Origin of the sequence: Bradyrhizobium sp. STM 3557 (assembly GCF_045571465.1) — a bacterium.
Lineage (GTDB): Bacteria > Pseudomonadota > Alphaproteobacteria > Rhizobiales > Xanthobacteraceae > Bradyrhizobium.
In genome coordinates this window covers 2,785,917-2,805,201 of record NZ_CP120697.1, presented here as the reverse complement: position 1 = coordinate 2,805,201, position 19,285 = coordinate 2,785,917, and the positions used below count along the sequence as shown (strand labels likewise).

The window sequence follows — 19,285 nt, the reverse complement described above, 5'->3', positions numbered from 1 at the left end:
ATGGCTTCTGATAATCCGGAAAGCGGCCGCGTCTGGGGCTCCCGATCCGGCCGCTCGGTAATGAACTATACCGTATATTTTCTTTTCCTTGCCTTTTTCCGCCGACCATGTCAAGTGGGAAGCAAATGCGCACAGACTCGTGATTGGGAGACAGCAATGAAGAAGAGGAGCACCCCGAAGCGGGGCCGACCGCCCAAGGATCTTGCCGGCGACGTCCAGGCCCGGATCCTCGACGCCGCACAGCAGCTGTTTCAGGATAAGGGCTACCGAAGCGCGAGCATCGACGAGATTTCCGAAATGGCTCCCGCGAGCAAGCCGACGATCTATGCCCACTTCCCCGGCAAGGAGGCGCTGTTCGCGGCCGTGGTCACACGCACGATCAGCGAATTGACGGATTTCGAAGGCTTCACGCCGGAAGGCCGCACGACCCGCGAGAAGCTGATGAGTCTTGGAACGGTGATCGTCGAAAAGTTCATCGAGGAGTCGCTCGGGATGGTGCGCGCCACGATCGCGGAAGCCCAGCGCTTTCCGGAATTGAGCCGGAACGTGCACCAGGCCGCGAGAGAGCGCTCGATGAAGTCCGTTTCGCGAATCCTGGATTCGGCCACACAGAAGCTCCCCCGAACCCCCAAAGGCCCTTTCAGCTCCAAGCGCAGCCTTGCCACCGCACAGATCTTCCTTGATCTGATCCTGCTTCCGATGCTCTTCAGATCTCTCCTCGGCGAGACGCCGAAAGAACTGGAAAGAGAGCTGCCGGCTTTCATGCGCGAGCGGGTCGGCTTCTTTCTTGCGGCCTGTGAAACGGATTGGACCGGCTAGGGGCACGCTGAACTTCGGGCGCTCGCAGCCGTGCCCACTTGAATCGCGGCCTCGCGTTCTGCAGCGGGTCTGAGACCATCACGTGAGGAGCGCCGTCCGAAAAGGACACCGTTCGCGCGGCGCTCGCGCCGATATGCGCTCGCTGCCTGCGGGCGCTGCCGCCGGCGGCTGCGACTTACTCTCCGACGGCCCGCAATCGGACGTCGGGCACCGCGCCGACGGGCGCCGGAGCGCGACGCAGCGCATCCGCGCAGAAATGCATCATCTCCGCGAAGCTCGGCCGAATCCCGCCCGCTTCGAGCCGCGACGGATTGAGATATGCATCCATCGCGTCGAGCAGACAGCACGTCAACACCATCGGATTGCCTGCGGCCAGCTCGCCGCTGGCCTGTCCAGCGCCGATGATCGATCGTATCAGCCCGCCGATGCGATCCGCATGATGGACAGTGGCGGGCCAGCGCTGACGAACTGCCGCGACCAGCAGCGCGTGGAGCCTCGGATCCTGCGCTGACCGCTCCTGATTGAGCTCTGCGATCGATCTGAGGGTCGCTTCCAGACGCAATACGGCCGAGCCGCCGGCGCGTGCCGCCTCCGTCGCCGCCTTGGCGATCTCTTCGAGCAACTCCGCGACGACCCCATCCTCGAGCGCCTGCTTGGATGCAAAAAAGCGATAGATGTTCGCCGAAGACATCGACGAGCTTCGCGCGATATCGGCGACGGTGGTCTTCTTATGCCCGATCTCGCGATATAGATGAATTGCCGCCTGCAAGATGCTGCGGCGGGTGCGCGCCGGTTTGGTCCGGACTTCGATCGGTCTTGGCATGGTCGCCTCCTCAATGCGGCGAAAGATCCAACAGCTCGCGCCGGCACGCGTGACCGAAGTCGCGTAACGGGTCGATTTCGTCGATGAACGCCGGCAGATCGATGAAGGCCCGGTTCGGCGACAGGTAAGTTTCGATGATCAAACGGCCGGTCCTTTCCGCGGCGTGAACGACGTCGTCGCTCGACAAGATCCGCATGCGGCCGACCAGCGTATAGAGGTTGACGAGTTGCGGGATTTCCGCCCGGTCGCTGACCAGCGCGTCGGCATAGAGCCGGGATGCCTCCTCGATGAAGCTCCGATAAAGTCTTTCCCGCTTCGAGAACGAGCGCGCGTGGTGGCGCTCGCGCAGCCTGCGGCGCCGACCGAGCCATCCGCTCACGAGAGTCGAGATCGCTCCGAACGCCGAGCCCCCGAACCCGGCCAGAGCGGGGATATACATAGTAGTCATGTGATCGCTCCTGTCTGTCGTTGCAGTCAGGGACGTGACAACGGCGTCTTTGATGCAGAACCCCGTTGGACCAACCGCAACGATCCCCCTATCGGGCTCTGGCCGCTCCAGTCGTTCCGTGTTCGAACACCGCTCTGCAGGCTTCGCTCAAATGCGGCTTGCGGAGCCGGAGGCAGGCCTCGACAGCCGAAGCGTCGGGAATGTAGGCGCTGCACAGGCGGAAGGCGTCCGGAGTGCACGCTGCCCTCTCCTCCGGAGTCCCCTGATTGTCCTGCGCGAAGCTCATTGAGCTGACAAGTGCAACGATCGCGGCTGCAGCGAGTGACGGCACGTACCTGATCATGACGGATCCTTATCTTCGGTTGAGCATCGTTTGATGGGAGACGACCAGCCGCCCCCCGAACATCCCGAACACGCGCTTGTGAGGCCCTCGCCTTGACACGTCCCGCGCTTCCGTGGTGTATACGAAATATACGGTGTAGTTTATTAAGGAGGCCGGAAATGTCAACCCTGCTGTTGCTCCTGCGAGAAAATCCGCTCCCGGGGCTGGCACTCGCGTCGCTCGACCTGGTGGTGGCGCTGTCGCTCGTCACTCTGAGCCTGTTGATCGGCGTCACGATTTCGCTTCTCAGCTGGGCGCATGCGCTTGCTGAGCGCGAGCTGGCGCCGGTGACGCACCATGCCAGGCAGAGGACCTTCGCATGACGCCGCTGCTGCTGTCCCGCAACTGCATCATCTGCTCGGTCAATGTCTGGCTGGCGCCGGTCGAATGCGTGTTCGACCTGATCGAAGCGGCCCTGGTGCGGAGAGGAATAGCGCTTGACCGGGCCGACGACCGCGTGCCGCAGAGGATCTGACCATGACGGCGAGCGGCGCTGACATGCTGAATCTCGTCGAGGTCTTCGACGTCATGGAAACGGATGCGGTCACCGGACGCGCCGTGTGGACCGGGGTCACGGGGACGCGACGTGCGCTCCACCGCGGCGGGATCATGATCGACCCGAAAGCGGCCGCTTATTGTCCCGGCGCGTGGCTCGACGAGCGCGGCTATCTCGACGCCGAGCTCGCGCGCGCGCATCCAAGCCGCTGGGGGGTCTGACGATGCGCCACCTTCCCTTTGTGATCAGGAGCAATTTGTCGTGAGCAGGCGATCCGTTCTCTCGATGCGCGTAAGCGGATCGCTCGATCCCGTCCTTCCGCTGCGGGGCTACTTACTCGCCGTCGCTGGCGCGTTGCTCTTGCTGCTCCTGGCCGCCGATTGGGTGTTGCCCGCGCCGCTGCCAGGCCGTTTCGACGAGTCCAATCCGGCGCTGCCGCCGATCCGCATCCACTCCGATGTGAAGGGACCGGAAGCGGTGTCGATCGATACCAATCAGCCGCTGCCGGCTCATACGGATGAGGTCGTCATGGTCGCATCGCAGCCAGGCAGCCTTGACGCACCGGATGCCGCTCAGCAAGCAGGGGCGCCCTGCCCCGCTCGACTCGGACGAGCATCGTTCTGTGGCAGCGTTGACTGCGCAAGCGCCCGACAGCCTGGCGCAGTCCATTCCCGACCGGGTTGCCGGAATCGCTCACAAGAAGCCCACGCCGAAGGTTGGGCAGAAGTCCTCTCGCGTTCGAGCCGCAAAGCGGTCACCGCCTGTCCGACATTGGAAGCCAACGAAGCCAGCGGCCGTTGTGGCGATGCGTTCGCTTTCTTTCGACCCTAGTAGACAACTGACAATCTGAAACGGGATGTGCCTGATGTCGAAGAAACATCTATTTGCCCTCATCGTTTGGTCCGCGGCGCTCGCCGCGACCGGAGCAGCCGCCGATGTCGCCCAGCGCCGCTCAATGTGGGCGGCCCAGCCGCAGCAGCGGAAGCCGACAAAGATCAGGCCGCAATCCGCCGCGTGCTCGAGCAATTTCGCAGCACGCGCGTCTCCATGAGCCGCGCCATAGCGGTCGCCGATCATCTGCATGAGGGCTCGAAGACCACCGACATCAATTTCGAGAGCTCCGGACCGCCGGTCTATCGGGTGCGCACGATCAGGAACGCGCGCGTGTGGGAGAACGTGATCGATGCAAATACGGGAAGCCCGACCGGCAAGGAGATCGAGTCTTCGCTGAAGGAGCTGGACCGGGACGATCTCGCCAACATCATCGCCCTCAGGTGGATCAAGCAGGACCTGTCCGATGCCGTCCAAGTCGCCGAGAAAGCCGCCGAAGGCAGCGCGCTCGCCGGAGGACTGATGAGACAGGACGGCAGGCTCAGCTTCGTGGTCCTCGTCGCCAGCGGCGACCATCTCAAGGAAGTCATGCTCGAGCCTCCGAAGGTCGGAAAGCAAAGCTCAACCCGCCACTAGCCGCTCGGCCCCAGAGTTCAGAGAATGCTGATCGTTCGTAATAGAGCTCGTCACCATGGATTGAGACCGGAGCCATGGGTCGCGCGCCTCAGCCTCGTCGTCACCGTCACGCTTGCCTGCGCGAGCTTGCTTGCGAGTTCGACACATGGCCGCGCCCTCCCAGGCTCCGCCTCGGACCGCGCGGGTGACCGCAAACGGGCCTGCCATGCCGGAGGTCGGCGCTCACCGAACAAGCGAGCCACGTACGTCGTGGCCGACGAAAAACAGCCGCAGACAGCAAGCCATGCGCAGCAATTCCGCGCCCGGCACCCGTCCGCGCCATGCCTCTCTCACCCATCCTGATCAACGCTCCCGCGCGAGAGCCAGACCGTCAGCCCCGCCTCGCCGCACAACCGAAGGCACATCACTCATGAACTTCCAGCCCCGCTCACAGTTCTCGACCGCGCAACGGCAGCTGCCCTTTGAATGCATCGCCCTGCTCCTACAAGGCGGCGGCGCGCTCGGCGCCTATCAAGCCGGCGTCTATGAGGCCCTGGCGGAGGCCGAGATCTATCCCGACTGGGTCGCGGGAATCTCGATCGGAGCGATCAACGCTGCCATCATCGCCGGCAATGCGCCGGAATCGCGCGTCGATCGGCTGCGTGAGTTCTGGACGCAGGTGACCTCGACGGCATCCAGTGACTGGTCGGCCTATCCCTTCCTCGACTGGACGCGGAGCGACCACGCGCGCAACCTGATCAATCAGATGAGCGCAGGCCTTGCCCTGACCTGCGGTGCATCTGGGTTCTTCTCGGTGCGTCCGATGCTGCCCTGGCTGCAAGCCGGCGGGACCAGCGACGCGACGAGCTTCTATGACACCTCTGCGCTGAAGACCACCTTGGAGCGCCTGGTCGATTTCGATCGCCTCAACGCCGGGATGACGCGTTTCAGCGCGGGCGCGGTCAATGTCCGAACCGGCAATTTCGTCTATTTCGACAACACGACTCATACGATCCGCGCCGAGCACATCATGGCAAGCGGCGCGCTGCCGCCGGGCTTTCCGGCCGTCGAAATCGAGGGCGAGCACTATTGGGACGGCGGCCTCGTCTCCAACACGCCATTGCAGTGGGTGATCGAATGGGGTGCCCCCCAGGACACGCTGGCGTTCCAGGTCGACCTCTGGAACGCGCGCGGTCAGCTGCCTCGCAACATGGCCGAGGTCATCACGCGCCATAAGGAGATCCAGTATTCCAGCCGGACGCGCGCAAGCACGGACCAGTTCAAGCGCGTGCAGCGCCTGCGGCGCGCGCTCACCGACCTGCTCGGCCGCCTGCCTGACGATCTCGCCGGGCACGAGGACGTGAAGCTGCTCAGCACGGCCGTATCCCGCAACGTCTACAACATCGTCCACCTGATCTATCGGGCACGGACTCACGAGGGTCACTCCAAGGACTACGAGTTTTCCCGTCTGTCGATGCAGGACCATTGGCGCGCGGGCTATCACGATGCACTGCGCACGCTCCGCCATCCCGAGGTGCTCGCCCGCCCCTCGACCCCGGACGGCGTCTTCACCTTCGATCTCGAACACGATGGCCGCGAGTAGACGCGAGCGGCCACTGACCCCATGGAGAACGCAAATGCGCGAGACTGACGTGAAACAAAAGGCTTTTGCCATGCCGCTCACCAACCCGGCCTATCCGCCAGGGCCGTATCGGTTCGTGGACCGCGAATACCTGATCATCACCTATCGCACCGACCCGGCGAAGCTGCGGGCGGTCGTTCCCGAGCCACTGGAGATCGACCAGCGAAACGCTCTCGTCAAATATGAATTCATTCGCATGCCCGACTCCAACGGCTTTGGCGACTACACCGAAAGCGGGCAGGTCATTCCGGTCTCGTTCCGCGGACGCAGGGGCGGCTACACGCATTGCATGTTCCTGAACGACGAGGGGCCCATTGCCGGCGGACGCGAGCTCTGGGGCTTTCCCAAGAAGCTCGCGCAGCCAACCTTGCGAACCGAGATCGACACCCTGATCGGCACGCTGGACTACGGCCCGCTGCGCGTCGCCACCGGGACGATGGGCTACAAGCACCGCCCGGCCGATCTGGCGCAGATCAAGGCCGCGCTCAACGAGCCGAACTTCCTGCTCAAGATCATCCCGCACGTCGACGGCACTCCACGCATCTGCGAGCTCATCGAATACCACCTCGAGGACATCGCGCTGAAGGGAGCCTGGACCGGCCCGGCGGCGCTCGCGTTGACACCCCACGCCCTGGCGCCCGTCGCCGAGCTGCCGGTGCTGGAGATCGTCTCCGCTGTCCACATCCGCGCAGACCTCACACTCGGTCTCGGCAAGGTGGTGCACGACTATCTGCACCAGCCGGTCGGACGCTCCGTTCGGGCTGCCAATGAGCGAGCTTTGGTCTTCTGAGGGCACTTCACCCTGGCCAACGCATCTCAGGCGGCACGCCACGCGGCCGCGCTAACAGCAATGTACAACGAAGGCTGAAAGAATGGGATTTTTCAAAGCAAGCAACCGGCTTGAACATTCGAGCCGCCGTTCCCAACCCGACGCACCGAGAAGGAACTTTCGGTTGGACCTGACCGCAAACGCGAGCTTGAGCAAGGCGCTGCGCGGTTGCGAGGACGCTTTCAACGAGGACGTTCTGCCGGGCGATGCCGTGCTCCGCGCGAGAGTTCTCCGCTTCTCTCGTCTCCGCACGCCGCCCATCGTGCGCGTGGAAGCAGGAGCGGCCGAAGCGACAGCATTGAGGACGAACGGGATTCTCCCTCGTGTGGACTCGAGGGAACGGGAGCACCAAAAGCGATGACCATTGACCCAAGTCAACACGAGCAAAGCAGGGTCGGGAATCTTTCAATGTCGGCTGGTCAACGGAGACGGTCAGGTCAGAGCAGAGCAGCACGCATTCTATCTGAACTGGGCCAAGGAGCGCATCGACGAGATGGACGCCGCGCTCACCTCGTTCGAGATCAAGGCCGATGAGGCCAAAGCTTAGTCCAAGATCAAGGCCGACCAGATCATCGCGGATCTAAAGAAGCGCCGCGACGAATTTCAGGCGCAGCTCAAGACGCAGGCGGAAGTCGGCGAAGCCGCCTGGGCACGGGGCAAGGCGGAAAAGCAGTGGAACACGTTCGAGGCGCAGATGAAGACCTACTTCGAAAGCGCCGGCAAGCAGTTTGAGCAGCAGCAGGCCACGTTCAAAGATGTTGCAGCGGTGCAGGCAAGGGCATGGCGAGAGGCGGCCGAGAAGTCTCACAAGGCAGCCGGGAAGGTTGCCGCTGCCCACACCGGCGACTTCGACGCCGTGCTCAAGCAGATGAAATCCGCCGCCTCCGAGGCAGAGGCTCGTCTGCAGAGGCTGAAACAGGCCGGCAGCGAGTCCTGGACGGTGCTCAGCGCAGCACTTGCTGAATCCCGCAAGGCGTTCGATCAAGCCAATCAGGCCGCCTGGGAGGCGTTAAAACCCTTGGGCACCAAGAGCTGAAAACAAACCCGAGCTGCCCAGGCTGCCCAGCAGACAGACGCCTGCCAGGGGAGGCGCTTGGCAACTCGTCCGATTGCCTGTGGTATGGGTATCTTTCTGTCACTCAGAATTTGAAGCGTTCGACCGAAAGGCCTGGGACCGCAATGAGCATCTTCTAAGTTGTTGATCTTTTTTTGTGTGGGGACCATTACCATCGCGTTTAGTTCACGCTCGTTTCACCCAATTCATTGCGATTTCGTTGCGGCGTTCTCGGGAAAAACTGCGGGCGCTATTCCCAACTTTGGACCACGGGATGAAGTTCGGATGGTGACGGTCACAGCTCCTTTTCGGCGAGCTCGCGAAACTCGTCAGGAACGGAACGCGAGACCAGCGCCACCGAACCGTATCCAATTGCGTCCCATCCAAAACGATCGCGGATCTTGTCGACGGCACGGTCGGCCGCCCATCGCGCCAGGCCTATCCTGCTGCCGGGGCGGTGGCGCTCATCTTCAAGCCCAAGCGGAAGTTCGAGTTCGAGATCCCAATGCTCTTCGAGATGCGACACGGAGATCGCCAGGAGCGAGATTGTCTTCTCGTCGGGGTGTTCCGCGAGCACGGCGCGCACGAGATCCCCAGCAATCTCGGCAAGGATCACGGTCGCGGAGATTGGGGCATCGAGTGTCACCGACCTGGTGGCCGAATTCAGATCTGCGAAGCGAACGCGGACCGTCACGGTTCGACCAGGCCTGGATTTGGCGCGGAGCCGAGTCCCGATCCGGTCAGCAAGGTGAAGCAGGGTTGGTCGAAAAGCTTGCTCCACGGCTGGTTTCTTTCCAATTGCCGATTGCGCGCCTGCCGATCGGGCCCGTCGGCGTGTCTTGATTTCCCGCGGATCGCTATTCCACGCGAGCGCCGCAAGTTTCTCGCCCGCCGCGGGGCCAAGCAAGCGATCAAGCGACCATTCTGGTGTCTTTGCCAGCTGCCCGATCGTCAGCACACCGATCTCGGCGAGCCGCGCCTTTGTAACCGGCCCTACGCCCCACATCAGCTCGACGGGTAGACGGTGAAGGAAGTCCAGCTCGGTGTCGGGATCGACCACCATCAGCCCGTCCGGCTTGGCCACTTGCGAGGCGATTTTTGCCAGATGCTTGGTGCGCGCCACACCGACCGAGATCGGAATTCCAAGCTCGGCCCGCACACGCCGGCGGATTGCAACGGCAATCTCGGCAGGGGAGCCGAACAGATTGGTGCAGCCCGCAACGTCGGCAAAAGCCTCGTCAATCGAGATCCGCTCCACTAGCGGCGTGAAGTCGCCGACCACCTTGATAGCGGCGTCGCCCAGCCGTTGGTATTCCCTGAAATGCCCACTGACAAAGATGATTTGCGGACAGAGCTCGCGCGCCTGCCGTCCCGGCATGCCGCCGCGCACTCCAAAGGCCCTTGCTTCGTAAGACGCGGCAAGCACAACCCCACCGCCGACTGCGATTGGTTTGCCGCGCAACCCAGGGTCAAGCAGTTGCTCTACTGAGGCGTAGAAGGCATCCAGGTCCGCATGCAGGATGGTGGCTGTCGTTGCCATCCCGATCGTTCGCCCGTGGTGTTTCGGAGAAAATTGCGAATATAGAACATAATGAGAACACCCGCGGCGAGTGTCAAGTCGAAAGAAAGAGCCTTTGCGTATTCAGCTCCGCGACCAGCGCGCCAACGACGCGTTGGGGCACAAGTCACTGGTCCGCAACATCGTTTGAGCATTGCCCTCCGAAGGCAGATGTCAAGCTGATTCCTACGAGAGCGAAGCAAAAAAGAGACTGCAGTTTCAGAGACTTAGTAAACCCGCGCGGATCGCTTCACAGCCACGAAGTTTCCGCGTAAGCACCGCGTAAGCAGCGCAGGCACCCGTAGCTCAGCTGGATAGAGCGTCGCCCTCCGAAGGCGAAGGCCACACGTTCGAATCGTGTCGGGTGGGCCAGCAGTTTCATTCAGGTCGTGCATAGGGAAGCGCGCGTGAAAAACGCACCACAACCCATCGGACGGATCAGCCTGCAACACGGCCTCGGCGGTCGTCCGGCTTCGCCCTCGCAGGGCTCGCATCTCGCGAACTTAGATTATTGATCTGCCGCTCGTAAACAAACGGACTATTGGAGGAGTGGTTCGGGCTGGCTACGACTTCGGGCTCTTGAGCCTCACCCCTTCCCCTTTTTGGTCCGCATCGAGAAATTCTATCCCGGCTTTAACCAACGCTCTTTGGACGGCCTGCACCGTACTGATCCGCGAATCTACGATGCCACCCTCAAGCCTTGCGACGGCGTTTAGGGACACAATTGCCTTGTCCGCGAGTTGCTGTTGGGACCAGCCCAGCAAGGCTCTGGCGGCGCGGATCTGTCGAGCGGTGACCATGCGATCACCATCGACACCTCTAGCAAAAGCGCCACTATGAGGTTATAAATACACCTCTTACGGGTATTATATACCCGTAAGAGAATGAGACTTTATGTGGACAACCCTTGAAAGTTTCCAAGCCGAGCCCTTCCAAGCGATCTTTCGGCGCGCGATGCCGTTTGAGAGGATGCGTCAGCAATGAACACCTCCTCATTCCCGCCGTTTAACGAGGCTCAGACCAGCCTCTCTTCTTCCCCTGACCTCCAGGACGGTAACTGTGCCGGCAAAGCTTACCGGCCACGGCCCGCAGAGCGCGTCGATTTGCGGACGGAGGCAACGGACGGCGATTCGAATCTGATCGCATTAGGCAAACAGCCTCGAAGAGGCCGTAACAAAAATCCGAAGATTGTACGATTCGGCGTCCCCAGAGAGCCATCTCGAGCTAATTGAATCCATGCTAGTGAGCCTTGAACCTATCGAACAGGCCATCATGGCGATACCGGCACGGACTATTGCCGGTCTGGGCGTAAAAGCTCGCCATGCAGCCTACGTCATTTCCGAACATTGGGATGCGCCGATTGGTCAGATCGACTGGGACGCTCGAGCCGTTCGTTCCTTGATTGAAGCAGTCTGCGACATGGCCTGCATACCACTTTCGTTAGAGTCGAACTTAGATGAAGACGAATAGTCGCGTCGTACAAATCACGCTGCTGTTCAAGCTTTGCCGATGGAAGGAGTGGAGCGAATGGGCGTTGTGTCGATCATGGCCGCGATCCTCGAAGAGGAGTTGCGAGACCGTGGCATCCGCGGGCTAACCCAACTCGATCGTGAAATGATTGTCCACAGCATGATTGAACGCACGGCCGAACTCGAAACAGACATCAAACAGCCCCATTCAGGATCTCGCCTCGATGATCAGAGCTGAGAGATTGTTGGTGTGTTTCGGTTGCTTTTCGACGTTGCGGGGAGAGAGTGTCAGTCAAGCCCCATCGAGAAACAATAGCATTTTCCAACTGGACGTTGATAGCCACGGTCTAATCCACGGACAAACTGAGGGACCGCACCTCACATCGTCGTGGGTATTGGTTGCGCGGACCTGCAACCATCTCAAATTGCTGTTTCAAGCGGTAGCCTGACTTAGCGATGCTTGACTGCGTCTCGCACGCGATGTGCATCTTCTAAGATACTGATTTTTCTGGTTCGACCACCACATTCCTTCCGCTTTGTTCACGGTCGTTTAGTTATTGTGATTTCGTCTGGACTTCCCAACGAGAACGGTTCGCTTTTGACACGAGAGTGATCTTGCAGTGAGGTCGAAGACGCGAGCGCGCTACTTTGAAAGGGAGTATTTTTGGAGCAGGAATTCAGCGGACATTAAGACGAAGTGGTCACGACCGGAGCAACCTATCAGCGCGCCAATCGGACTCCGGGCTGGTCGCCGTCGATGAATTGAACGCCCGCAGCCTCCAGGGCGCGTCTGACTGTCGCCAAATTGTTGATTGACGGGATCCAGCGGCCTTTTCCGAAGTCGCGATAGTACTCTCGCTCAAATTGGACCGAGCAGCCAATTCAGCGGGCCATGGCACAAACGAGTGGCTTTATCGGCGCCGGCTTTGAGAAGCTTTGCGGACGCCGTGAATTGCGGTTAAGCTAAGGATACTCCTACAGTTGCACTGCAATACGCGGCAGAGACCAATCTCTGCGGTCAGACGGCGCGGCAAACGGAGGACGTTATGGCGTGGCGCGACGACAAGGCCCGGGCCAGCCTGGTCCGGGAGGCAGCGGCAAGCGTCCAGCCGGGCAAAACGCCCCGGGCCTTTGCCGAACTTCTGTTCGGCCATACCAATCTGGAGGACCTCGCCAACTACGATAGTGCCTCCCTGGCCTTCCTCGCCGGACAGGCCTGGGAGCACGTGCAGCAACGCACGACCGGCAGGGCCGATATCCGCGTCACCAATCCGATCATGCCGGACGGGCGCGAGATTTCCGTGCTCGAGGTTCTTAACGACAATATGCCGTTCCTGATCGATTCGACCATGGCGGAGCTCGCCGAGCAGGGCATCGAAGTCACACTCGTTGCACACCCGATCATTGCGGTGGAGCGCGATGAGCAAGGCCGGCTCCTTCGTTTCCACGGCGAAACGTTGACCAACGGTACCAAGGGCGCACGTGAAAGCCTGATCCACTTCCACGTCGCCCGCCTCGACGCCGCTGCCGACCGTCAGAAGTTGATTGAGGGCCTCACCAAGACGTTCGACGACGTGCGGGCTAGCGTTGCCGACTGGCGGCCCATGCGCGCCCGCATCGAGGAGGCGATCAAGAGTTTCCAGTCAAACCCGCCGCCGCTGCCGATAGACGAGGTCGCCGAAGCCAACCAATTTCTACAATGGCTGTGCGCCGATAATTTTACGTTCCTCGGACTGCGCGAATACCGCTTCTCGTCCGACAGCGATGCGTCGGACGAAGTCAGCACCGGTGAAGGCCTCGGTATCCTGCGCGATCCCAATGTCAAGGTCCTCCGCCGTGGCACCGAAATGGTGGTGATGACACAGGAAATCCGCGAGTTCATGCGTGAACCGACCCTTCTGATCGTGGTCAAGGCCAATGTGAGCAGCCGCGTTCACCGACGCGTCCGCATGGACTATATCGGCATCAAGCTCTACACCCCGGACGGGCGGCTCGAGGGCGAACTACGACTTGTCGGCCTCTTCACCTCGGGCGCCTACACCCGTTCGGCGCGGCAGATCCCCTATATGCGCCACAAGGTGGCGTTGGTCTTGGATCGCGCCGGCTTCGACCCGGAAAGCCATTCGGGCAAGGCGCTCCAGCACATTCTCGAAGAATATCCGCGCGACGAGTTGTTCCAGGTCGATCCCGAGACGCTCTATAATTTCGTCATGGAAGTCCTCATGCTTTACGAGCGTCCTCGCGTGCGGGCGCTGGCACGAGCCGACAAATTCAACCGCTTCGTCTCGATCCTCGTCTTCATTCCGCGCGAGAAATACGATAGCGATGTGGGTACAAGGGTCGCGGCTTTTCTGGCCCAAGTCTATCAGGGCACCCTGTCGGCCTCCTACGCCTCCTTCCCCGAAGGCTCACTCGCCCGCATCCACTACATCATAGGACGCTATGAAGGCGAGACACCACTGATCGATCGCGGCACGCTGGAAGCCGGGATCACGGCCATCGCCGCGACCTGGGCCGACAGGCTGAAGGCGGCGCTCGCCGCCTCCACTGACGGCATGCGCGCCCGCATGCTCGCCAACCGCTATGCCCGTGCCTTTACCGGCGGCTACACTGAACTCTTCGATACGAGGGAGGCGATTGCCGATATCGCCATTATCGAAAAACTCACTCCGACTCATCCGGTCGCGATTTCGGTCTACCGCACCGAGGGCGAAGACAATGCAGCGCGCTTCGCGATGAAGGTCTTTTCGCGCGGCGCGCCGTTGTCGCTGTCTTATCGGGTGCCGGTGATCGAACATCACGGCCTGCGCGTGGTCAACGAGCGCACCTACAAGATCGTGCCCAGCGCCACTCCGGCGCCCGCACCGGTATGGCTGCATGACATGACGCTCGATGCCAATGACGGCCAGCCGGTCATCATCGGAACGGAGTTCAACCGACGCCTTGAAACCTCGATCATGGCGGTGGTGGGCGATCGCGCCGAATCCGACGGCTACAACGCCCTCATTCTGCGGACAAACCTGAGCTGGCGTGAAATTTCGACCATCAGGGCCTTATCCCGCTATTTGCACCAGATCCGCGCGCCGTTCAGCCAGGACTATATGTGGGAGACGTTGCGCAAGAATAGCGCGATTACCGTCAACATCGTCGCCCTGTTTCGGGCTCGCTTCGACCCGCGCCACGCCGCCACCACTGCCGAGCGGTCGGCACTCGAGACGACCATTCTCGCCGAGATCGAGGAGCAGCTCACATCCGTCGCCGCACTCGACGAAGACCGCATTCTGCGCCGTTTCACGAACCTGGTGCAGGCCGCCATCCGCACGAATCTGTGGCAGATCGGCGACGACGGGCATCCGCGTCCAGTGATCTCGTTCAAATTCGAAGCGGGCAAGATTGAGGATTTGCCCGCACCCCGGCCGCTTTACGAGATCTTTGTCTATTCACCGCGCGTGGAGGGCATTCATCTGCGCTTTGGCAAGGTGGCGCGCGGCGGCCTGCGTTGGTCCGACCGACCACAGGATTTCCGTACCGAGATCCTGGGTCTGGTCAAGGCACAACAGGTCAAGAACGCCGTCATCGTGCCGGTCGGCGCGAAAGGCGGCTTCGTACCCAAGCGCTTGCCGTCGCCGTTCGATCGCGATGCCTGGATGGCGGAAGGCACCGAGGCTTATCGGATCTTCGTTCGCTCGCTGCTCGAACTCACCGATAATCTCGATGGCGACATGATCGTGCCGCCCGATGACACCGTGCGCCACGATGGCGATGACCCCTATCTCGTCGTCGCCGCCGACAAGGGTACCGCCACCTTCTCTGACACCGCCAACGCGATCTCCATTGAGAAAGGGCATTGGCTCGGCGATGCGTTCGCCTCTGGCGGCAGCCAAGGTTACGACCACAAGAAAATGGGCATCACCGCCCGCGGTGCGTGGGAAGCCGTCAAACGCCATTTCCGCGAGCTCGGCACCGATATCCAGACTGTGCCTTTCACCGTTGCCGGCGTTGGCGATATGTCGGGAGATGTTTTCGGCAATGGAATGCTGCTCTCACCGGCTACCAAGCTCGTCGCAGCTTTCGATCACCGCGACATCTTCATTGATCCCTCACCCGACCCGGCGATCAGCCATGCCGAGCGCCAGCGCATGTTCAACCTGGCGCGGTCGAGCTGGCAAGATTACGACAGATCGTTGATCTCGCAGGGCGGAGGCGTGTTCTCGCGCTCGCTCAAGGCGATCCCGCTTGCGCCGGAAGTGCGGATCTTGCTCGATCTCGACAAGCCACAAGCCACACCCTTTGAGGTCATGAGGGCAATCCTGAAAGCGCGCGTCGATCTCCTCTGGTTTGGCGGCATCGGCACCTATATCCGCGCTTCCGGGGAAAGCAACGATCAGTGCGGCGACCGTGCCAATGATCCAGTTCGTATCACGGGCGCGGACGTGCGCGCCCGTGTGATCGGCGAAGGCGCCAATCTCGGGGCCACCCAGCGCGGCCGCATCGAGGCGGCGCAGAACGGAATCAAGCTCAACACCGACGCGATCGACAACTCGGCCGGGGTCAACACTTCCGACGTCGAGGTCAATCTCAAGATTGCGCTTGCACGTCCGGAACGCGACGGGCGACTTAGCCCGAATGATCGTAACAACCTGCTTGTCGCGATGACCGAGGAGGTCGGCACGCTGGTGCTACGCAACAACTACTTGCAAACACTGGTGTTGTCGCTCGCCGAACGACGCGGGACAGCAGGCAATGGCTTCCTTGCGCGCCTGATGCAATCGCTCGAGCGGCGCGGCCTGCTCGATCGTAGCGTCGAGCATCTTCCCGACGATGCGGCGATCGCTGAGCGGAGCCTGCGCGGGCAGCCCTTCACGCGACCGGAACTGGCCGTGCTGCTCGCTTACGCCAAGCTGACGCTCTATGATGATCTACTCGTCACTAGTGTGCCGGACGATCCTTATCTCGCCCGCAAATTGTATCAGTATTTCCCGCACCAAGTTCGGGACAAATTCGAGGATGCGGTAGAGCACCATCGCCTTCGGCGCGAGATCATATCCACCAATCTCGCCAATGCGATCATCAATCGCGGCGGCCCGGCTTTCGTCGTACGCCTGATCGACGAAACCGGTGCCGACCTGTCCACCATCGCCATGGCCTTCGAGGCGGTGAATGAATCCTACGGCCTCGAACGCCTGAACGACGCGATTGATGCGCTTGACAACAAGATCGACGGTCAGCTGCAGCTTGGCCTCTACGCTTCGATTCAGGATCTTTTGCACTCCCGCATCGTCTGGTACGTGCGCAATGTCGATTTCAGCGCGGGTTTGAATGCGGTGATATCGCGCTATGGCTCCGGAATCCGTGAGATCGCGGCCGCGCTCGACGATGATTTGCCGGAGGAGATGCGGGCCCAGCGGAACAGGCGCCGGCAGGACCTGGTCGACGGCGCCGTCCCCGCGGAGCTTGCCGGCGAACTCGCTGACCTCGACGTCCTCGTTTTCGGCCCCGACATCGTGAAAGTCGCCGAGCGCACCAAGCGCGCGATCGGCGATACCGCGACGACCTTCTTCACCGCCAAGGCCGATTTCCGTCTGGACCGCATTGTCGCCGCCGCACGCAGCGTGCCGGCGAACGACTATTTCGAACGTCTCGCGATCGATCGGGCCATTGACCAGATCGCAGCGGCCGAAAGAAGACTGGTCGCGGACATGCTGGCGAACGGCCAGTCTGGCGAAGAGGCCGCCGAGCATTGGCTTGCGGCCCATCCTGAAGCAACGCGCACTCGCCGTTCGGTTGACGAGATCGCTGCCGGTGGCCTAACGCTCGCCAAGCTAACGGTAGCGGCAAACTCGCTGGGTGATCTGGTGAAGAGCTGAGTGTAGGGAGGGATAGATGCTCGCTCCAGCAAATATTCCCAGGTGGAGCGCTTACCAACGGCGTCGGCGTTCGTATTCAAGAAGTCGCTTACCGTTCGGCGTCCTTCGTCGATGTAACTGAGATCGCTGAGATGTGGAGCTAACGCTCCTCAAGAAAGGCGATCGAATACGCCCCACGTAAGAGCCCGGTGGGCGCCACCGGCCTGGAGCGCAAGATCGATCATATCGGTTTAGCGACCATTTTCAACCACGCCATTTTAACGTTGACGCGTGAGCAAGCGGCTCGCGTGATGTGAGTCAGGAGCCGTTCTCTCAAATCAGAATGCGCTCCTCCGTGAGCCCCGAAAATTAGTTTTTGTTCAAATAACTTCAGACAGAGCGCGCGACTCTAAGGCCGACCCAGCGCACTTAGCCGCGAACCTTCATAGGATCGTCGGAGCAACGCAAACAGGCTGCCACCCGTTGCCGCGCCAAGCAGGTAGACAACGGTGATCTGAAGCGCGAGCGGTGCGCGGACCTTAAGGCCGAGAAACGACATCGTGACGACCTCGATGTTCTGCACAGCGAATGTTACGATTGCGACGGCGAACAGGACGATGATGACAAAGTATATCCAGCGCATGATGCGAGCCTCCCTTATAAAGCGCCAACGCTGCCTGCGATCAATCTCGGCTGTGGCGTCTAAGGATCATGGCAAATCCCTCTAACCAACGAGGGCACTCGCTGCGCCAGCAAGCTCCCGAATACGCTCAGCCGTGACCGCAACGACGCTCTCATGGCATGCAACCATGGGTGACAATGAGCTCGATTGCGCTATACTAGCTCAAGAGCATGGCTCGATCACCGGAATTGATCGGCCAGTGTTCTGATTGCTGGCGCTCGCTTGGAGCCGTGCGCGGACGTGGGGTTGCGGCGTATCCCGCGCGCCAATATCGCTCTGTCCAGACGCGGCTTGGGCAAATGCTGAAAGATCACACGGTTAAACACGCCCCTCCGGAAGAGGGATTTTGTCGGTCACTCATCTAATTACCTGATTGCCGCTCGATCTGTTGGTGGCAACATCTCTGCGACGATCACCCAATTGGAGGGTCCTCATGACAATGACTTTCCAAGCGGCTATGCCCGCCGACGTGCAGACAGCGCCTCAGGCCAAAGCGCGCGACGCCTCGCTCGATCGCATCCGCACCTTCCTGACGCTCGTGGTGCTGCTGCACCATGCCGTCATCCCTTATACCCATTTCGGTCATACCGATCCCAAGTCGTTCATCGGCTTCGACATGATCGTTCTTGCCACCGACAGCTTCTTCATGGCGATGTTCTTTTTTCTGTCGGGGCTATTCGTGTGGCCTGGTCTGGCGCGCAAAGGACCCGTGAACTATTTGGGCGATCGCCTGCTCAGGCTTGGCGTGCCGTTTGTGATCTGCGCGTTCACGATCATTCCGCTCGCCTACTACGCCATCTCGCTGCGCCAGAATCCGGATGTGAGCTTTGCGACGTATTGGTGGAAGACCATTACCGTCGGGCCTTGGCCGAGCGGACCGATCTGGTTTCTGTGGGTGTTGTTCACCTTCGACCTGATCGCCAGCTTTTTGTACTGGCTCTCACCCCGGCTGCTGGATGCGATCAATCGCCTCTCGCTGCGGGCCCGCGAGCGTCCAGCGGACTTCTTCCTGGTCATGCTCGCTGTCACGATCGTGGTCTACGTCCCCCGGCGAATCTACTGGGGCGGAGGCAGCTGGTTCGCGTTCGGGCCGTTCTCGGTGCAGCACGGCCGTTTCCTGCTCTACGCAACCTACTTCCTTTTCGGCGCAGGCATCGGATTGGCCAACCTCAATCGCGGGCTGTTGAGCGCCGACGGCAAGCTGGCGAAGCGCAGCTCGGATTGGGTGATTGCCGCGTTCATTCCGTATTGCCTGATGTGGGGGCTGATCTACATCAAGCGCGGAATATTGGGGAATCCTGTGCGGCTGCCAGCCTGGTACGAGGGGGCGTATGGTCTCTGCTTTGCCGCCTTCAGCGTCGCGATCATGTTCGTGATCCTGACCTACTTTCTGAGGTTCAAGCAATCAGGGCGGAGCATCCTCGATCCCATGCAGCCGGATGCCTACGGCATGTTTCTTGTGCACTATCCGATTGTACTGTGGCTGCAATATTGGCTGTTCGACTTTGACATACCCGCCATCGCGAAGGCGCTGATCGCTTTCGTGCTCACGGTTGTCATTAGCTGGGCTGTGACGGAGGCGTTGCGAAGAATCCCGGGCGCAACGCGGATTCTCTAGGATGGATCCGGATTGCTGGCTTCGATACAGGTATGCCAGTCTGCGGAGGGAGACGCGAGACATCCTCCGCGGTCGTCCATAGCTTGGCCCGCTCCTCTTGCGCGGGCCGGCCGTCATAGCTGTCCTCGTTTCGAGGGTTGCATCCGAGGAAAGTTCGTAGCAAGCGTTGCAAG

19 protein-coding genes and 1 tRNA gene are annotated in these 19,285 nt (G+C 61.0%); 15 read left to right on the top strand and 5 right to left on the bottom strand.

What is annotated here, in order from left to right; all coding sequences use genetic code 11:
* Positions 1 to 819, top strand: a complete 819-nt coding sequence (locus tag P6U24_RS12735; RefSeq protein ID WP_407159460.1) for a TetR/AcrR family transcriptional regulator — start codon at positions 1 to 3, stop codon at positions 817 to 819.
* Positions 820 to 994: 175 nt separating this feature from the next.
* Here P6U24_RS12735 and P6U24_RS12730 read toward each other — a convergent pair whose 3' ends face one another.
* Together P6U24_RS12730 and P6U24_RS12725 are read right to left on the bottom strand one after the other, a co-directional pair.
* Positions 995 to 1,642 (bottom strand): TetR/AcrR family transcriptional regulator, encoded by a 648-nt coding sequence (locus P6U24_RS12730; RefSeq protein ID WP_407159459.1) that lies wholly within the window; start codon positions 1,640 to 1,642, stop codon positions 995 to 997.
* A gap of 10 nt (positions 1,643 to 1,652) precedes the next feature.
* A complete protein-coding gene (locus P6U24_RS12725; protein ID WP_407159458.1) occupies positions 1,653 to 2,021 on the bottom strand; it encodes a hypothetical protein in 369 nt (122 codons plus the stop codon).
* A gap of 570 nt (positions 2,022 to 2,591) precedes the next feature.
* Between P6U24_RS12725 and P6U24_RS12720 the strand changes: the two genes are divergently transcribed.
* From P6U24_RS12720 to P6U24_RS12680, 9 genes are all read left to right on the top strand, one after another.
* The gene (locus P6U24_RS12720; protein ID WP_407159457.1) at positions 2,592 to 2,795 is read left to right on the top strand and encodes a hypothetical protein; all 204 of its coding nucleotides are present in this window, start codon (positions 2,592 to 2,594) and stop codon (positions 2,793 to 2,795) included.
* Positions 2,792 to 2,947, top strand: a complete 156-nt coding sequence (locus P6U24_RS12715; RefSeq protein ID WP_407159456.1) for a hypothetical protein — start codon at positions 2,792 to 2,794, stop codon at positions 2,945 to 2,947. Before P6U24_RS12720 ends, P6U24_RS12715 begins: the two co-directional genes overlap by 4 nt.
* Positions 2,948 to 2,949: 2 nt before the next feature.
* Positions 2,950 to 3,189 (top strand): hypothetical protein, encoded by a 240-nt coding sequence (locus P6U24_RS12710; protein ID WP_407159455.1) that lies wholly within the window; start codon positions 2,950 to 2,952, stop codon positions 3,187 to 3,189.
* A 40-nt stretch (positions 3,190 to 3,229) separates the two neighbouring features.
* On the top strand, positions 3,230 to 3,799 hold the full coding sequence (locus P6U24_RS12705) for a hypothetical protein (protein WP_407159454.1): 570 nt from the start codon (positions 3,230 to 3,232) through the stop codon (positions 3,797 to 3,799).
* A 216-nt stretch (positions 3,800 to 4,015) separates the two neighbouring features.
* Entirely contained in the window at positions 4,016 to 4,435 is a 420-nt protein-coding gene (locus P6U24_RS12700; protein WP_407159453.1) for a PepSY domain-containing protein, read from the top strand.
* Between the two features lie 409 nt (positions 4,436 to 4,844).
* Positions 4,845 to 6,017, top strand: a complete 1,173-nt coding sequence (locus P6U24_RS12695) for a DUF3734 domain-containing protein (protein ID WP_407159452.1) — start codon at positions 4,845 to 4,847, stop codon at positions 6,015 to 6,017.
* A 34-nt stretch (positions 6,018 to 6,051) separates the two neighbouring features.
* On the top strand, positions 6,052 to 6,846 hold the full coding sequence (locus tag P6U24_RS12690; RefSeq protein ID WP_407159451.1) for an acetoacetate decarboxylase: 795 nt from the start codon (positions 6,052 to 6,054) through the stop codon (positions 6,844 to 6,846).
* A 403-nt stretch (positions 6,847 to 7,249) separates the two neighbouring features.
* A complete protein-coding gene (locus tag P6U24_RS12685; protein WP_407159450.1) occupies positions 7,250 to 7,432 on the top strand; it encodes a hypothetical protein in 183 nt (60 codons plus the stop codon).
* A gap of 147 nt (positions 7,433 to 7,579) precedes the next feature.
* Positions 7,580 to 7,921 carry a hypothetical protein gene (locus P6U24_RS12680; RefSeq protein ID WP_407159449.1) on the top strand — a complete coding sequence of 114 codons (342 nt, stop codon included), beginning with the start codon at positions 7,580 to 7,582 and terminating at the stop codon, positions 7,919 to 7,921.
* A gap of 313 nt (positions 7,922 to 8,234) precedes the next feature.
* On the opposite strand, the gene dinB is transcribed toward P6U24_RS12680, so the two are convergent.
* Positions 8,235 to 9,479 carry a DNA polymerase IV gene (gene dinB, locus P6U24_RS12675; protein WP_407159448.1) on the bottom strand — a complete coding sequence of 415 codons (1,245 nt, stop codon included), beginning with the start codon at positions 9,477 to 9,479 and terminating at the stop codon, positions 8,235 to 8,237.
* Between the two features lie 313 nt (positions 9,480 to 9,792).
* Here dinB and P6U24_RS12670 point away from each other — a divergent pair.
* Positions 9,793 to 9,869 (top strand) — tRNA-Arg (locus P6U24_RS12670).
* 191 nt (positions 9,870 to 10,060) lie between these two features.
* Here the strand turns inward: P6U24_RS12670 and P6U24_RS12665 are convergent.
* Entirely contained in the window at positions 10,061 to 10,297 is a 237-nt protein-coding gene (locus P6U24_RS12665; protein WP_407159447.1) for a multiprotein-bridging factor 1 family protein, read from the bottom strand.
* Between the two features lie 436 nt (positions 10,298 to 10,733).
* Between P6U24_RS12665 and P6U24_RS12660 the strand changes: the two genes are divergently transcribed.
* The 3 genes from P6U24_RS12660 (at position 10,734) to P6U24_RS12650 (ending at position 16,833) form a co-directional block, all read left to right on the top strand.
* Positions 10,734 to 10,967: a hypothetical protein gene (locus P6U24_RS12660; protein WP_407159446.1), complete on the top strand. Its 234-nt coding sequence runs from the start codon at positions 10,734 to 10,736 to the stop codon at positions 10,965 to 10,967.
* A gap of 57 nt (positions 10,968 to 11,024) precedes the next feature.
* Positions 11,025 to 11,204, top strand: a complete 180-nt coding sequence (locus P6U24_RS12655; RefSeq protein ID WP_407159445.1) for a hypothetical protein — start codon at positions 11,025 to 11,027, stop codon at positions 11,202 to 11,204.
* A gap of 808 nt (positions 11,205 to 12,012) precedes the next feature.
* Positions 12,013 to 16,833 carry an NAD-glutamate dehydrogenase gene (locus tag P6U24_RS12650; protein ID WP_407159444.1) on the top strand — a complete coding sequence of 1,607 codons (4,821 nt, stop codon included), beginning with the start codon at positions 12,013 to 12,015 and terminating at the stop codon, positions 16,831 to 16,833.
* Between the two features lie 388 nt (positions 16,834 to 17,221).
* Here P6U24_RS12650 and P6U24_RS12645 read toward each other — a convergent pair whose 3' ends face one another.
* The gene (locus tag P6U24_RS12645; RefSeq protein WP_407159443.1) at positions 17,222 to 17,455 is read right to left on the bottom strand and encodes a hypothetical protein; all 234 of its coding nucleotides are present in this window, start codon (positions 17,453 to 17,455) and stop codon (positions 17,222 to 17,224) included.
* Between the two features lie 472 nt (positions 17,456 to 17,927).
* Between P6U24_RS12645 and P6U24_RS12640 the strand changes: the two genes are divergently transcribed.
* Complete coding sequence (locus P6U24_RS12640; RefSeq protein WP_407159442.1) at positions 17,928 to 19,112, top strand: acyltransferase family protein; 1,185 nt, start codon at positions 17,928 to 17,930, stop codon at positions 19,110 to 19,112.
* The last annotated feature ends 173 nt before the right edge of the window (positions 19,113 to 19,285 follow it).

Excerpts from the sequence above, each read along its gene's own strand:
- P6U24_RS12735 (WP_407159460.1), top strand. The coding sequence starts at position 1 with ATGGCTTCTGATAATCCGGAAAGCGGCCGCGTCTGGGGCTCCCGATCC.
- P6U24_RS12730 (WP_407159459.1), bottom strand. The coding sequence starts at position 1,642 with ATGCCAAGACCGATCGAAGTCCGGACCAAACCGGCGCGCACCCGCCGC.
- P6U24_RS12720 (WP_407159457.1), top strand. The coding sequence starts at position 2,592 with ATGTCAACCCTGCTGTTGCTCCTGCGAGAAAATCCGCTCCCGGGGCTG.
- P6U24_RS12715 (WP_407159456.1), top strand. The coding sequence starts at position 2,792 with ATGACGCCGCTGCTGCTGTCCCGCAACTGCATCATCTGCTCGGTCAAT.
- P6U24_RS12710 (WP_407159455.1), top strand. The coding sequence starts at position 2,950 with ATGACGGCGAGCGGCGCTGACATGCTGAATCTCGTCGAGGTCTTCGAC.
- P6U24_RS12700 (WP_407159453.1), top strand. The coding sequence starts at position 4,016 with ATGAGCCGCGCCATAGCGGTCGCCGATCATCTGCATGAGGGCTCGAAG.
- P6U24_RS12695 (WP_407159452.1), top strand. The coding sequence starts at position 4,845 with ATGAACTTCCAGCCCCGCTCACAGTTCTCGACCGCGCAACGGCAGCTG.
- P6U24_RS12690 (WP_407159451.1), top strand. The coding sequence starts at position 6,052 with ATGCGCGAGACTGACGTGAAACAAAAGGCTTTTGCCATGCCGCTCACC.
- P6U24_RS12680 (WP_407159449.1), top strand. The coding sequence starts at position 7,580 with ATGAAGACCTACTTCGAAAGCGCCGGCAAGCAGTTTGAGCAGCAGCAG.
- dinB (WP_407159448.1), bottom strand. The coding sequence starts at position 9,479 with ATGGCAACGACAGCCACCATCCTGCATGCGGACCTGGATGCCTTCTAC.
- P6U24_RS12665 (WP_407159447.1), bottom strand. The coding sequence starts at position 10,297 with ATGGTCACCGCTCGACAGATCCGCGCCGCCAGAGCCTTGCTGGGCTGG.
- P6U24_RS12660 (WP_407159446.1), top strand. The coding sequence starts at position 10,734 with ATGCTAGTGAGCCTTGAACCTATCGAACAGGCCATCATGGCGATACCG.
- P6U24_RS12655 (WP_407159445.1), top strand. The coding sequence starts at position 11,025 with ATGGGCGTTGTGTCGATCATGGCCGCGATCCTCGAAGAGGAGTTGCGA.
- P6U24_RS12650 (WP_407159444.1), top strand. The coding sequence starts at position 12,013 with ATGGCGTGGCGCGACGACAAGGCCCGGGCCAGCCTGGTCCGGGAGGCA.
- P6U24_RS12645 (WP_407159443.1), bottom strand. The coding sequence starts at position 17,455 with ATGCGCTGGATATACTTTGTCATCATCGTCCTGTTCGCCGTCGCAATC.
- P6U24_RS12640 (WP_407159442.1), top strand. The coding sequence starts at position 17,928 with ATGACAATGACTTTCCAAGCGGCTATGCCCGCCGACGTGCAGACAGCG.